Below are 13,743 nucleotides of genomic sequence, written 5' to 3' on the forward strand. Positions count from 1 at the left end.
GTGATTGCTTAAGTGATATGCCAGGCTGAGGACAGATGACTCCCTGTCCCCATTCATTAAAAAGGATACGCTTAATGGCCAGTAATGACGCACAGCCACTTGTGCTCTGGTATAACCAGCTTGGCATGCATGATGTTGATCGGGTGGGCGGCAAAAATGCCTCTCTGGGTGAAATGATCACGAATCTCTCGTCGCTGGGTGTCTCCGTGCCCAACGGATTTGCGACGACCTCATACGCCTTTAACCTCTTCCTGGATCAAAGCGGGCTGAACCAGCGTATCTATGCGCTGCTGGATGAAACCGACATTGATGATGTCGAAGCGCTGGCCAAAGCGGGTAAACAGATTCGTCAGTGGGTGGTTGAGACCCCCTTCCTGCCGGAACTGGAGTCCGCCATTCTGGACGCCTACGAGCAGCTTTCTGCCGATGATCATGACGCCTCGTTTGCCGTCCGCTCCTCGGCAACCGCAGAGGATATGCCCGATGCCTCTTTTGCCGGTCAGCAGGAGACCTTTCTGAATGTGCAGGGTATTGACGCCGTCATGGTGGCGGTGAAGCACGTCTTCGCCTCGCTGTTTAACGACCGTGCTATCTCCTACCGCGTCCACCAGGGCTACGATCATCGCGGTGTGGCGCTCTCCGCCGGCATTCAGCGCATGGTACGCTCGGATCTGGCCGCGTCTGGCGTGATGTTTACCATTGATACCGAATCCGGCTTTGATCAGGTGGTGTTTATCACGGCTGCACTGGGGCTGGGTGAAATGGTGGTGCAGGGTGCGGTTAACCCGGATGAGTTCTATGTCCACAAACCGACCCTGGCAGCCGATCGTCCCGCTATCGTGCGCCGCAACATGGGGTCGAAAAAGGTTCGCATGGTCTACGCCGATTCTCAGGCCCACGGTGAGCAGGTGCGGATTGAAGATGTGCCCGAGGCCGAACGCGATCGTTTCTGCCTGAACGATGAAGAGGTGCAGGCGCTGGCGAAGCAGGCCGTGCTGATCGAACAGCACTATCAGCGCCCGATGGATATTGAGTGGGCCAAAGATGGTCACACCGGCAAGCTGTTTATCGTTCAGGCTCGTCCTGAAACCGTGCGTTCAAACGGTCAGGTGATGGAGCGCTACACCCTGCAGGCGCAGGGCAGCGTGGTAGTGGAAGGCCGTGCTATCGGTCATCGTATCGGCGCCGGTACGGTGAAGGTCATCCACGATATCAGCGAAATGAACCGGATTGAGAAAGGGGATGTGCTGGTGACCGACATGACCGACCCGGACTGGGAACCGATCATGAAGAAGGCATCCGCTATCGTCACTAACCGGGGCGGACGAACCTGCCATGCGGCGATCATCGCGCGTGAGCTGGGCATTCCGGCCGTAGTGGGCTGTGGTGACGCCACCGATCGGCTGAAAGAGGGGCACAACGTTACCGTCTCCTGCGCCGAAGGCGATACCGGCTATGTCTATGATGACCTGCTGGACTTCGATATCACCAGCTCTCAGGTTGACTCACTGCCTGAACTGCCGCTGAAAATCATGATGAACGTGGGTAATCCCGACCGTGCCTTCGATTTTGCCTGTCTGCCGAATGAAGGTGTCGGCCTGGCGCGGCTGGAGTTCATCATCAACCGCATGATTGGCGTGCATCCGAAAGCGCTGCTGGAGTTCGACCAGCAGACCCCGGAACTGCAGCAGCAGATTCGTAAAATGACCAAAGGATTTGATAATCCGGTGGAGTTCTACATCGCCCGCCTGACCGAGGGAATTGCTACCCTTGGCGCGGCATTCGCACCGAAACGCGTAATTGTCCGACTTTCCGACTTTAAAACTAACGAATATGCCAACCTTGTGGGCGGCGAACGCTATGAGCCGGAAGAGGAAAACCCGATGCTCGGTTTCCGGGGCGCAGGTCGCTATGTGGCCGATAGCTTCCGGGACTGCTTTGCGCTGGAGTGTGAAGCGGTAAAACGTGTCCGCAATGAGATGGGCCTGACCAACGTCGAAATCATGGTTCCGTTCGTGCGCACGGTGGACCAGGCGCAGGCGGTGGTGGAGGAGCTGGCGCGTCAGGGGCTGAAGCGCGGTGAGAACGGGCTGAAGATCATCATGATGTGCGAGATCCCATCGAATGCCCTGCTGGCGGAGCAGTTCCTGGCGCACTTTGATGGCTTCTCTATCGGCTCTAACGACATGACGCAGCTGACGCTGGGACTGGATCGCGACTCAGGCGTGGTTTCTGCGTTGTTTGATGAGCGAAACGAGGCGGTGAAGGCACTGCTGTCGATGGCGATCAGGGCCGCGAAAAAGCAGGGGAAATATGTGGGCATCTGCGGTCAGGGACCGTCCGATCACCAGGATTTCGCCGCCTGGCTGATGGAAGAGGGCATTGACAGTCTGTCGCTCAACCCGGACACCGTCGTGGAAACCTGGGTGAGTCTGGCGCAGTTAAAGAAAACGGCCTGACGGTCTCACCGCTGCTGTTGTCAAATCTTCAGGCCCGCATTGCGGGCCTTTTTCTTTTTATTGCTGGTCAGATTCAGGCAAAAAAAAAGCCCATCACAGGGGATGGGCAAAGACTACACACAGCAATTCTTTACTCTACTCAGGGGAATAAGGTTGTTTAGAAATCAGTAAGTTGATTTCGAACATAGGAAACATGTTATTCATATGGCTGGCTGGCGTCTTTAAGAATCCTCTTATTAGTTTAAAGCCGATAATCTTTTGCCCCCTAAACTCCCCCATTTGGCTTAAGAAACAGTGCAGAAAATAATCTTTTTTAGCCGAAAAAGGTCTGTTTTGGGCCGGAAATGGCTTTTTTCTTAAAAATCGCTAATGGAAAGGGAAATTTATCCGATCCGCAGGGGGGTGTGCGGTTAATCATCATTAACCGCACTAATCAATCGTTAAACAGGCCGTCGGGAGAACCTGTTACCGTTCCGTATCACACAGCGGGCGGGGTGCCATCGTGATCGGCAAGGGCTTCCGCCACCGCCTGCGGATCGTTATCCGGGGCCGGCGCTTCATGCACCCAGACGGAAACGAGACGATAAGAGACCGCCAGCACCACCGGTCCGATAAAAAGACCAATCATGCCAAACGCAAACAGGCCACCAATAACACCAGAGAGGATCAGGATCATCGGCAGATCGGCACCCATACGAATTAACATCGGACGCAGGACGTTGTCCATCGTGCCCACCACACAGCTCCAGACCAGCAGCACGGTTCCCCAGGTGGTGTCGCCGCTCCAGTAGAGATAGATGATGGCCGGAACCAGCACCAGCAGCGGGCCGAGCTGGACCAGACAGCAGAGGATCATCAGCACCGTTAAGAGCGTGGCGTAGGGAATACCGGAGATAGCCAGGCCGATACCGCCGAGCACGCCCTGCACCAGCGCCGTGACCACCACGCCCAGCGCCACGGCACGAATAGACTGCGCTGCCAGAAGCACGGCGGCATCTCCACGGCGTCCGGCCATACGAAAGGCAAAGTGGCGAATGCCCTGAGCGGCCTGCTCACCGCGCCAGTAAAGCAGCACGCTGAAAAGTAACATCACGCCCAGATGGATCATAAAGCGCCCGAAATGACCGGCCTGAGCGACAAAAAAGCCGGTGGTGCGTCCGATATAGGGCTGTATCTTGGCCATGATCCCGGCTCCGCCGCTCGCCACCAGGGTGTCATAACTGACATAAAGCTTTTTGCCGACCATCGGGATCTCTTTGAGCCACATCAGCTTCGGCATCGTGTGCCCCTGCGTGACCCACGCAATGACCGGTGCGCTGTTATCAATCAGGCTGCTGACCAGCAGGGCGATAGGGATGATAAACAGCAGCAAAAGCAGCAGGGTCATCACGATCACGGCCAGCGAACGGCGTCCCCACAGCAGTCGCTGAAATTTCAGCATCAGCGGCCAGGTAGCAATGACCACCATGCTGGCCCAGGCAAAGCCCAGAATAAACGGCTGCACCACCCACAGGCAGGCGACAATCAGCAGCAGAATGAACATCAGGGTAAAGAGAATCTGCGGTAAATCCATATCCCGGTACTGGCTTTTCATCATTGACTCATAACCTCGTCTTAATCCTTCATTTTCCGGCATAGCGATGCCGGTTTTCATCATGATCTATTTACTGAGGATTAAACAGCGTTACAGAGAAAGGTTTTGGCTTTTCTGAAAAAACGGCAGACGCAGAAAAAATATGTTAAAACGGGAAATCGCTAACGCATAAACGCAAACGTTTACAACACCTTCGGTCAGACAATCATGATCCCACAGATTTCGCAGGCACCGGGCCTCGTTCAACTGGTGCTGACGTTCCTTGAGTCGCTGAAAGAGCAGGGTTTTACCGGCGACATGGCCACCAGCTATGCCGATCGTCTCTCACTCTCCACCGATAACAGCATCTATCAGTTGCTGCCTGACGCGGCGCTGTTTCCGCGCTCCACCGCGGATGTGGCGCTGCTCGCCCGCGTGGCGGGAGAGGCCCGCTTCGCCAGCCTGGTGTTTACACCGCGCGGTGGCGGCACCGGTACGAACGGGCAGTCGCTGAATCAGGGGATTGTGGTCGACATGTCTCGTTATATGAACCGCATTCTGGAGATCAATACGGAAGAGCGATGGGTGCGGGTGGAAGCGGGCGTGATCAAAGATCAGCTCAATGCCTGGCTGAAGCCTTTCGGCTTTTTCTTCTCCCCGGAGTTGTCCACCAGTAACCGGGCGACGCTGGGCGGTATGATCAACACCGATGCCTCGGGTCAGGGATCGCTGGTGTATGGCAAAACCTCGGATCATGTGCTGGGCCTGCGGGCCGTGCTGCTGGGCGGCGATATCCTGGATACGCGGCCGATGGCCACCGCGCTGGCGGAAACGCTGGCGCAGACGGCAACACCCGAAGGGCGGCTCTATCAGCAGGTTCTGACCCGCTGCCGTGAACACCGGGCGCTGATTCTGGAAAAGTTTCCAAAGCTGAATCGGTTCCTGACCGGTTATGACCTGCGCCATGTCTTCAGCGATGACATGCAGACCTTTGACATGACGCGGCTGCTCTGTGGCGCGGAAGGGACGCTGGCATTTGTCACCGAAGCCCGGCTTGATATCACACCGCTGCCAAAAGTGCGGCGGCTGGTAAACATCAAATATGACTCCTTTGACTCTGCGCTGCGCAATGCACCCTTTATGGTGGAAGCCCAGGCGCTGTCGGTTGAAACCGTGGACTCTAAGGTGCTCAATCTGGCCCGTGAAGATATCGTCTGGCACTCGGTGCGTGAACTGATCGCCGATGTGCCCGATAAAGAGATGCAGGGGCTGAACATCGTTGAGTTCGCCGGTGACAACGCCGCACTGATCGACCAGCAGATTGAACGGCTCAGTGCCCGCCTCGATGCGCTGATGGCGCAGCAGCAGGGCGGTGTGATTGGCTATCAGTTCTGTAACGACCTGGAGGGCATCGAACGCATCTATAACATGCGTAAAAAGGCCGTCGGACTGCTGGGCAACGCCAGAGGGCGGGCAAAACCGATCCCCTTTGTGGAAGACACGGCTGTGCCGCCCGAGAAGCTGGCGGACTACATTGTCGAGTTTCGCGCGCTGCTCGACAGCCACGGTCTGAGTTACGGCATGTTCGGACATGTTGATGCGGGCGTGCTGCACGTCCGTCCGGCGCTGGATATGTGCGATCCGCAGCAGGAGATGATGATGAAACAGATCTCCGACGAAGTGGTGGCGCTGACCGCGCGCTACGGTGGCCTGCTGTGGGGAGAGCATGGTAAAGGGTTCCGCGCCCAGTACAGTCCGGCCTTCTTCGGCGAAACGCTGTTTAACGAACTGCGCCGCATCAAAGCGGCCTTCGACCCGCTTAACCGTCTTAATCCGGGCAAGATCTGTACCCCCTTCAACCGTCATGACGAGATGATGCAGGTTGATGCGGTCAAGCGTGGCACCTGGGATCGGCAGATTCCGTTAACGGTGCGGGATGAGTGGCGCGGCGCGATGGAGTGTAATGGCAACGGGTTATGTTTTAACTTCGATGCCCGCAGCCCGATGTGTCCGTCCATGAAGATCACCCGCAACCGTATTCATTCGCCCAAAGGACGGGCGAGCCTGACGCGGGAGTGGCTGCGACTGCTGGCCGGGCAGGGCGTCGATCCGCTGATGCTGGAGAAGCAGTTGCCGGAAAACCGTCTGTCGCTACGCGCCCTGATCGCCCGTACCCGCAACAGCTGGCATGCCAGCAAAGGGGAGTATGACTTCTCGCATGAGGTCAAAGAGGCGATGTCAGGCTGTCTGGCCTGTAAAGCCTGCTCCACCCAGTGTCCGATCAAAATCGACGTGCCTGCGTTCCGCTCACGCTTCCTGCAGCTCTACCACACCCGCTATCTGCGCCCGGCGAGCGATCACCTGGTTGCAGCGGTTGAGAGCTATGCGCCGCTGATGGCGAAGGCACCCAAAGTGTTCAACTTCTTCCTGCGCCAGCCGTGGCTGAAAGAGCTGAGCAAAACGCATATCGGTATGGTCGACCTGCCTCTGCTCTCTGCGCCCAATCTGAAGCAGCAGCTCAGCGGACATCCGGCGATGAACATGACCCTGGAGCAGCTGGAAGCGCTGACCGCCGCGGAGCGTGAGCGTTGTGTGCTGGTGGTTCAGGACCCCTTTACCAGCTTCTATGAGGCGCAGCTGGTCAGTGACTTCATCCGGCTGATTGAGAAGCTGGGCTATCGTCCGGTTCTGCTGCCATTCTCACCCAATGGTAAAGCGCAGCACGTTAAAGGCTTCCTGCAGCGCTTTGCCCGAACCGCAGCCCGGACGGCCGACTTCCTCAACCGGGTGGCAAAACTGGGCCTGCCGATGGTCGGGGTCGACCCGGCCACCGTGCTCTGCTATCGCGATGAGTATCGTCAGACGCTGGGCGACGCACGCGGCGACTTTGCTGTGTTGCTGGTGCATGAATGGCTGCAGCGGGCGCTGGCAGAGCGTGACGTACAGGCCACGGGCGGCGAGTCATGGTATCTGTTTGCGCACTGTACCGAGGTGACTGCGCTGCCCTCAGCCCCCGGTCAGTGGCAGGATATCTTTGCCCGGTTTGGTGCGAAACTGGAGAATATCAACGTCGGCTGCTGCGGCATGGCCGGAACTTACGGCCATGAAAGCAAAAACCTGGAAAACTCGCTGGGGATCTATGCGCTCTCATGGCATCCGCAGCTTCAGCGGCTGCCGCGTCAGCGCTGTCTGGCGACCGGCTACTCCTGCCGCAGTCAGGTCAAACGGGTGGAAGGCAACGGCATGCGCCATCCGCTTCAGGCTTTGTTAGCATTAATGTAAAAAAATTGTGCGCGACGTCACGGCATGGCTGGATTAGAATATCCAGCCTGCGTGACGTACGAAGTCGCTTTGCAACGCGGAGGCTTTGTTCCACTCGCCGATGAGAGCCAGTTGATGGCAGAGGCGGGTCAGGGAGAGGCGCGCCAGCTGGTAAGCCTGAATACGAAACAGGCGGTCGCGTTCGCTGTTTCCCATCTCCTGAACCAGGCGATGATGCAGTTTTCCCATCGCATGCAGGTAACTCTGGTCGTCACCATTCAACTGGCAGATCTCTGCCATATCCTGACAGGCATCGTTGAACTGACGCAGCTGATGTATGGTGCAGTCGGCCCGATCAAGCTTTGCCTGCGCCATGTAAAAGTCGACGGTGATATCGTGGATGCTGAACTGGTATTCATCGATTTTGTGCTGGAGCCAGGCTGAGACAGAGAGCGTCATGAAACCATCCTGAATGTTAATGATAATAATTATCATATTCAACTGTTCAGGGATTGCAATGTGCGGGAAGAAAAATTTAACGATTTATCCTGCCTGTCGGTATAATCGGAAATAACAATCTGTTTACATCGCAGAAAGGCGTAACCTATCAATAAGCCTTTTTATCAAAAAGGGTTATTTTAAAATGAGTGATTTATTAATAGGTTATCACTGGCTTATTAAGGCTGACGTTCTCACCACACAGTGAGCTGAAGAGGCTATGCTTAATTATTAAGCAAATAAAACAGCACAAGATGATTATCCCTGCAAAACAAGAGGTTGAAGTGATCGGTGAGATCACTACCATAGGGGGATAGCCTGAAAAGGTCCGGACTCAAGAGGTATCAATATGGCATCCGTTAATACAGACTCTTTCTCACCTGACGATTTCGTCTGGAAAGGGCTGACGCTGACTGAAACCGCAGCGCAACAAATTCTCAATCTGGCGGCTCAGGACCCTGATGTCAAGGGTCTGCGACTCAGCGTGAAACAATCCGGCTGCGCCGGGTTCGGCTACGTTATGGATTTGGTGAAAGAGCCTGTCGAAGACGATCTGCAGTTTTCATTCTACGGCGCAACGCTGTTTGTGCCGCTTCAGGCGATGCCATTCGTTGATGGCACCGAGCTGGACTATGTTCGCGAAGGCCTGAATCAGATTTTTAAATTCAATAACCCTAAAGCTCAGCACGCCTGCGGGTGCGGTGAGAGCTTTGGCGTCGAGTAAGTGAAATATGTCACGACACAGCGAAACATCTGACGATGTACAAATCTGGGAAGGCAAGCTCAACTACAAAGAGGGCTTCTTTACCCAACTGCAAACCGAAGAATTTGCCAACGGCATCAACGAAGATGTCGTGCGCGCGATTTCGGCCAAGCGTAACGAGCCAGAGTGGATGCTGGAGTTTCGTCTTAAAGCGTTTCATGCCTGGCTTGAAATGGAAGAGCCTCACTGGCTGAAAGCGCACTACGAGAAGCTCGACTATCAGGATTACAGCTACTACTCCGCGCCCTCATGCGGCAGCTGTGACGATAGCTGCGCGTCGGAGCCGGGTGCCACTCAGGCCTCAGGCAGCGCGCCCGCCAGTGAGTATCTGACGCAGGAAGTGGAAAACGCCTTTAATCAGCTGGGTGTGCCGGTTCGCGAAGGCCGCGAAGTGGCGGTTGACGCGATTTTCGACTCCGTTTCAGTCGCCACCACCTATCGCGGCAAGCTGGCGGAGCAGGGCATCATCTTCTGCTCTTTTGGCGAAGCGATTCAGGAACACCCTGAGCTGGTGAAGCAGTATCTGGGCACCGTCGTGCCGGCAAATGACAACTTCTTTGCCGCGCTGAACTCCGCGGTCGCCTCAGACGGCACCTTTGTCTATATCCCGAAAGGGGTGCGCTGCCCGATGGAGCTGTCGACCTATTTCCGCATCAACGCTGCGAAAACCGGTCAGTTCGAGCGCACCATCCTGATTGCGGACGAAGACAGCTATGTCAGCTACATCGAAGGCTGTTCAGCCCCGGTGCGTGACAGCTATCAGCTGCATGCGGCCGTGGTGGAAGTGATCATCCACAAAAACGCCGAAGTGAAATACTCCACGGTTCAGAACTGGTTCCCTGGCGGTGAAGGCGAGGGCGGTATCCTCAACTTCGTGACCAAGCGTGCGCTGTGTGAAGGTGACCACAGCAAGATGTCCTGGACACAGTCGGAAACCGGCTCTGCGATCACCTGGAAATACCCGAGCTGCATTCTGCGCGGGGACTACTCGGTGGGTGAGTTCTACTCCGTGGCGCTGACCAGCGGTCGTCAGCAGGCCGATACCGGCACCAAGATGATCCACATTGGTAAAAACACCAAATCGACCATCATCTCTAAAGGGATTTCGGCCGGTAAAAGTCAGAACACCTATCGCGGTCTGGTGAAAATCATGCCAACCGCCACCAACGCGCGTAACTTTACGCAGTGTGACTCGATGCTGATCGGCCCGGATTGCGGCGCCCATACCTTTCCGTATGTGGAGACCCGCAATAACACCGCTCAGCTGGAGCACGAAGCCACGACATCACGCATCGGCGAAGATCAGATGTTCTACTGTCTGCAACGCGGTATCAGTGAAGAAGATGCCATCTCGATGATCGTGAACGGCTTCTGTAAAGACGTATTCTCCGAGCTGCCACTGGAATTTGCCGTGGAAGCCCAGAAATTGTTAGCCATCAGCCTTGAGCACAGTGTGGGCTGATGCCGTCACACGCCTTGCCGGAAGCAACGTGAAGGAATAAGTATGTTAAGCATTAAAGATTTGCAGGTCAGTGTTGAAGATAAAGCCATTCTGCGTGGCCTGAATCTCGAAATTAAACCAGGCGAAGTACATGCCATCATGGGCCCGAACGGCTCAGGTAAAAGTACGCTGTCAGCCACGCTGGCAGGCCGCGAAGATTATGAAGTGACCGGCGGTTCGGTGAGCTTCAACGGTAAAGATCTGCTGGAGCTGGCACCGGAAGAGCGCGCTGGTGAAGGTATCTTTATGGCGTTCCAGTATCCGGTCGAGATCCCCGGCGTCAGCAATCAGTTTTTCCTGCAGACGTCGGTAAACGCGGTGCGCAAATACCGTCAGCAGGAAGAGCTGGATCGCTTTGATTTCCAGGACTTCATCGAAGAAAAAATTCAGCTGCTGAAGATGCCGGAAGATCTGCTGACCCGTTCCGTTAACGTCGGCTTCTCCGGCGGCGAGAAGAAGCGTAACGACATCCTGCAGATGGCGGCGCTGGAGCCTGAGCTCTGCATCCTGGATGAAACCGACTCCGGTCTGGACATTGATGCGCTGAAAATCGTTGCCAATGGTGTGAACAGCCTGCGTGACGAAAAGCGTGCCTTTATCATCGTGACCCACTACCAGCGTATTCTGGACTACATCAAGCCAGACTTCGTTCATGTTCTGTATCAGGGCAAAATCGTGAAATCTGGCGACTTCTCGCTGGTGAAACAGCTGGAGGAGCAAGGTTATGGCTGGCTTACCGACGAAGAGTGATTCTGCGCTGCAACAGTGGCATCACCTGTTTGAGTCGCGCGGCGACGTGCGTTCTCTGCAGGCTCAGCAGCACTGGCAGCAACTGATGCGCGTTGGTCTGCCAACCCGCAAGCATGAAAACTGGAAATACACCCCGCTGGACACGCTGCTGTCACAGCAGTTTGTGTTGCCTGACGTGCCTCAGATTCTGAGCGCTGAACAGGTTGATGCGCTGGCGCTGCCGCTGGATGCCATCCGCCTGGTCTTCGTTGACGGTCAGTTCCAGGCGGCGCTGAGCAGCCGCGACACCGGGCTGTTTGAGATTCAGCACAGCGTGGCCGCCGAGCGTCGTCCGCTGCCCGCCGCCGTTCAGCCGGAAGTGTTTCTGCATCTGACCGAAAGCCTGGCGGAAGAGGTGACTACCCTGCGTCTGGCACGCGGTAAATCTGCAGCGCGCCCGGTCTACCTGCTGCATATCACCAGCGGTCAGCAGACGGGCATGAACACTGTTCATTATCGTCATCACCTGCAGCTGGAAGAGAGCGCCGAAGCGGAAGTGATTGAGCACTACGTTTCACTCAACGATCAGGCCCATTTCACCGGTTCGCGCTTTACCTGTGCAATCGGAGATAATGCAAAGCTGACCCACACCAAACTGGCGTTTGAAAGCAGCAACAGCTATCACTTTGCGCACAACGATCTGGTGGTGGGTAACGATGCGCAGGTCAGCAGTACCAGCTTCCTGCTGGGTGCCGGTCTGTCGCGCCACAATACCAGCACGCAGCTGAACGGCGAGAACAGTACGCTGGCGATTAACAGCCTGGTGTTGCCGGTGAAACAGGAAGTCGCGGATACCCGTACTTACCTGGAGCACAATAAAGGCCACTGCGTCAGCCGTCAGATGCATAAAACCATCGTGCGTGACAAAGGCCGTGCGGTGTTTAACGGTCACATCAAAGTGGCACAGCATGCACTGAAGACAGACGGGCAGATGACCAACAACAACCTGTTGCTGGGCAAGCTGGCAGAGGTCGATACCAAGCCGCAGCTGGAAATCTATGCGGATGACGTTAAGTGCAGCCACGGCGCCACCATCGGCCGTATCGATGACGAGCAGATGTTCTATCTGCGTTCGCGCGGTATTGAGCAGGATGCTGCGCAGACCATGATTATCCACGCCTTTGCGGCAGAACTGACCGAAACACTGGAAAATCCGGTGATGCGTCAGGCCGTACTGCAGCGTATCGCGCAACGTTTTCCCGGAGGCGACGTATGATGAACTTCGATCTCGACCGCATCAGAGCTGATTTTCCTATCCTGAAGCGAGAGGTCAACGGTCATCCGCTGGCCTACCTTGACAGCGCCGCCAGCGCACAACGTCCCCTCTCGGTGATCAATGCCGAGAGTCATTTTTACCAGCATGGCTATGCGGCCGTGCATCGCGGCATCCATACGCTGAGCCAGCAGGCAACCAGTGATATGGAGAACGTGCGCGATCAGGCCGCCCGTTTCCTGAACGCTTCGTCGCAGGAAGAGATTGTTTTCGTCAAAGGAACCACCGAAGGCATCAATCTGGTGGCCAACAGCTGGGGCAGCAGTCAGCTCCGGTCTGGCGATAACCTGATCATTACTGAGATGGAGCATCACGCCAATATCGTTCCATGGCAGATGCTGGCTGAGCGCACCGGAGCCGAAGTGCGTGTGCTGCCGTTGAATGACAACGGTGAGCTGGCGCTTGAGCAGCTGGCGGGGCTGATTGACAGCCGCACGCGCCTGCTGGCCGTGACGCATGTTTCAAACGTGCTCGGCACGGTTAACCCGGTCAAAGCGATCGTGGCGCAGGCCAAAGCCGCAGGTGTTGTTACCCTGGTGGATGGTGCGCAGGCGGTAATGCATGACAAAGTTGACGTGCAGGATATCGGCTGTGATTTCTATGTTTTCTCCAGCCATAAACTCTACGGCCCGAACGGCGTGGGTATCCTTTATGGACGCAAAGCGTTGCTGGACCAGATGCCACCCTGGGAGGGCGGCGGGTCGATGATTGACCGCGTCATGCTGCCGACGGGCACCACCTGGAACAGCGCGCCGTGGCGTTTTGAAGCCGGCACCCCCAATACCGGCGGCATTATCGGCTTTGGTGCGGCACTGGCCTACGTGCAGGCGCTGGGACTTGATACCATTCATGAGCGTGAAACGGCGCTCATGAACTATGCCCTCGACAAACTGGGCACCGTCCCGGACATCCGCATCTATGGCCCGCAGTCGCGCGCCGGTGTTATCGCCTTCAATCTCGGTAAGCACCACGCTTACGATGTCGGCAGCTTCCTGGATCAGTATGGTATTGCCATCCGCACCGGCCATCACTGCGCCATGCCGCTGATGCAGCACTACAACGTGCCTGCGATGTGCCGCGCCTCCTTCACCTTCTACAACAGTGAAGAAGAGGTGGATCGTCTGGCAGCGGGTCTGACGCGCATTCATCGTCTGCTGGGCGGCTGAACAGTTTTAACGGAGTGACTGATGGCGAATTTGCCTGAAAAAGAGAAACTGGTGCGTAACTTTAACCGTTGCGCCAACTGGGAAGAGAAGTACCTGTACATCATTGAACTGGGTTCGAAACTTCCGGAATCCTCTGAAACCCTGCACCAGCCGGAAAACGTCATCTCGGGATGCCAGAGCCAGGTGTGGATCAGAATGACGCCGCAGGCCGATGGCACCATCGCCTTCGAAGGTGACAGCGATGCCGCTATCGTTAAGGGCCTGATTGCTATCGTAATTAGTCTCTATCAGAACCTGCCACCTGCCGAAATTCTGGCGCTGGATGTCCGCCACTGGTTTGGCGAACTGGCCCTGATGCAGCACCTGACGCCCACCCGGTCGCAGGGGCTGGAGGCGATGATTCGGTCTATTCGCCATACCGCTCAGAACCTCAGCTAAGCTACACTCGACAGACGCCATC

General features: G+C 56.2%; 10 protein-coding genes and 1 other RNA gene. 8 read left to right on the forward strand and 3 right to left on the reverse strand.

Annotation, left to right across the window (positions count from 1 at the left end; translation table 11 throughout):
• The first annotated feature begins 74 nt into the window (after window positions 1–74).
• The gene (gene ppsA, locus AC1V0D_RS04710; protein ID WP_009090516.1) at window positions 75–2,459 is read left to right on the forward strand and encodes a phosphoenolpyruvate synthase; all 2,385 of its coding nucleotides are present in this window, start codon (window positions 75–77) and stop codon (window positions 2,457–2,459) included.
• Between the two features lie 78 nt (window positions 2,460–2,537).
• Here ppsA and rprA read toward each other — a convergent pair.
• Together rprA and ydiK are read right to left on the reverse strand one after the other, a co-directional pair.
• An RNA gene (rprA, locus tag AC1V0D_RS04715) (antisense sRNA RprA) lies at window positions 2,538–2,645 on the reverse strand.
• A 292-nt stretch (window positions 2,646–2,937) separates the two neighbouring features.
• A complete protein-coding gene (gene ydiK, locus AC1V0D_RS04720) occupies window positions 2,938–4,056 on the reverse strand; it encodes an AI-2E family transporter YdiK (RefSeq protein ID WP_033736275.1) in 1,119 nt (372 codons plus the stop codon).
• Between the two features lie 204 nt (window positions 4,057–4,260).
• On the opposite strand from ydiK, the gene ydiJ reads away from it, so the two are divergent.
• Entirely contained in the window at window positions 4,261–7,314 is a 3,054-nt protein-coding gene (gene ydiJ / locus AC1V0D_RS04725; RefSeq protein WP_009090507.1) for a D-2-hydroxyglutarate dehydrogenase YdiJ, read from the forward strand.
• A 33-nt stretch (window positions 7,315–7,347) separates the two neighbouring features.
• Here the strand turns inward: ydiJ and AC1V0D_RS04730 are convergent, their stop codons facing one another.
• Window positions 7,348–7,752, reverse strand: a complete 405-nt coding sequence (locus AC1V0D_RS04730) for a hypothetical protein (protein WP_482907047.1) — start codon at window positions 7,750–7,752, stop codon at window positions 7,348–7,350.
• A 388-nt stretch (window positions 7,753–8,140) separates the two neighbouring features.
• Between AC1V0D_RS04730 and sufA the strand changes: the two genes are divergently transcribed.
• Genes sufA through sufE form a run of 6 tightly spaced genes read left to right on the forward strand, consistent with a single transcriptional unit; the run spans window position 8,141 to window position 13,721 of the window.
• Entirely contained in the window at window positions 8,141–8,515 is a 375-nt protein-coding gene (sufA, locus tag AC1V0D_RS04735; RefSeq protein WP_009090504.1) for a Fe-S cluster assembly scaffold SufA, read from the forward strand.
• Between the two features lie 7 nt (window positions 8,516–8,522).
• Window positions 8,523–10,016 carry a Fe-S cluster assembly protein SufB gene (sufB, locus tag AC1V0D_RS04740; RefSeq protein WP_046101730.1) on the forward strand — a complete coding sequence of 498 codons (1,494 nt, stop codon included), beginning with the start codon at window positions 8,523–8,525 and terminating at the stop codon, window positions 10,014–10,016.
• A 42-nt stretch (window positions 10,017–10,058) separates the two neighbouring features.
• Complete coding sequence (gene sufC, locus AC1V0D_RS04745) at window positions 10,059–10,805, forward strand: Fe-S cluster assembly ATPase SufC (protein WP_009090499.1); 747 nt, start codon at window positions 10,059–10,061, stop codon at window positions 10,803–10,805.
• Window positions 10,780–12,060 (forward strand): Fe-S cluster assembly protein SufD, encoded by a 1,281-nt coding sequence (gene sufD / locus AC1V0D_RS04750; RefSeq protein ID WP_482907048.1) that lies wholly within the window; start codon window positions 10,780–10,782, stop codon window positions 12,058–12,060. The genes sufC and sufD overlap by 26 nt, the downstream gene beginning before the upstream one ends.
• The gene (gene sufS, locus AC1V0D_RS04755) at window positions 12,060–13,283 is read left to right on the forward strand and encodes a cysteine desulfurase SufS (RefSeq protein ID WP_058956645.1); all 1,224 of its coding nucleotides are present in this window, start codon (window positions 12,060–12,062) and stop codon (window positions 13,281–13,283) included. Before sufD ends, sufS begins: the two co-directional genes overlap by 1 nt.
• A 21-nt stretch (window positions 13,284–13,304) precedes the next feature.
• Window positions 13,305–13,721, forward strand: a complete 417-nt coding sequence (gene sufE / locus AC1V0D_RS04760; protein WP_009090494.1) for a cysteine desulfuration protein SufE — start codon at window positions 13,305–13,307, stop codon at window positions 13,719–13,721.
• The last annotated feature ends 22 nt before the right edge of the window (window positions 13,722–13,743 follow it).

Source organism: Pantoea sp. PA1 (assembly GCF_056856975.1).

Bases quoted from the DNA above. Each gene is read 5' to 3' on its own strand.
- ppsA (WP_009090516.1), top strand. From the start codon at position 75: ATGGCCAGTAATGACGCACAGCCACTTGTGCTCTGGTATAACCAGCTT.
- ydiK (WP_033736275.1), bottom strand. From the start codon at position 4,056: ATGATGAAAAGCCAGTACCGGGATATGGATTTACCGCAGATTCTCTTT.
- ydiJ (WP_009090507.1), top strand. From the start codon at position 4,261: ATGATCCCACAGATTTCGCAGGCACCGGGCCTCGTTCAACTGGTGCTG.
- AC1V0D_RS04730 (WP_482907047.1), bottom strand. From the start codon at position 7,752: ATGACGCTCTCTGTCTCAGCCTGGCTCCAGCACAAAATCGATGAATAC.
- sufA (WP_009090504.1), top strand. From the start codon at position 8,141: ATGGCATCCGTTAATACAGACTCTTTCTCACCTGACGATTTCGTCTGG.
- sufB (WP_046101730.1), top strand. From the start codon at position 8,523: ATGTCACGACACAGCGAAACATCTGACGATGTACAAATCTGGGAAGGC.
- sufC (WP_009090499.1), top strand. From the start codon at position 10,059: ATGTTAAGCATTAAAGATTTGCAGGTCAGTGTTGAAGATAAAGCCATT.
- sufD (WP_482907048.1), top strand. From the start codon at position 10,780: ATGGCTGGCTTACCGACGAAGAGTGATTCTGCGCTGCAACAGTGGCAT.
- sufS (WP_058956645.1), top strand. From the start codon at position 12,060: ATGAACTTCGATCTCGACCGCATCAGAGCTGATTTTCCTATCCTGAAG.
- sufE (WP_009090494.1), top strand. From the start codon at position 13,305: ATGGCGAATTTGCCTGAAAAAGAGAAACTGGTGCGTAACTTTAACCGT.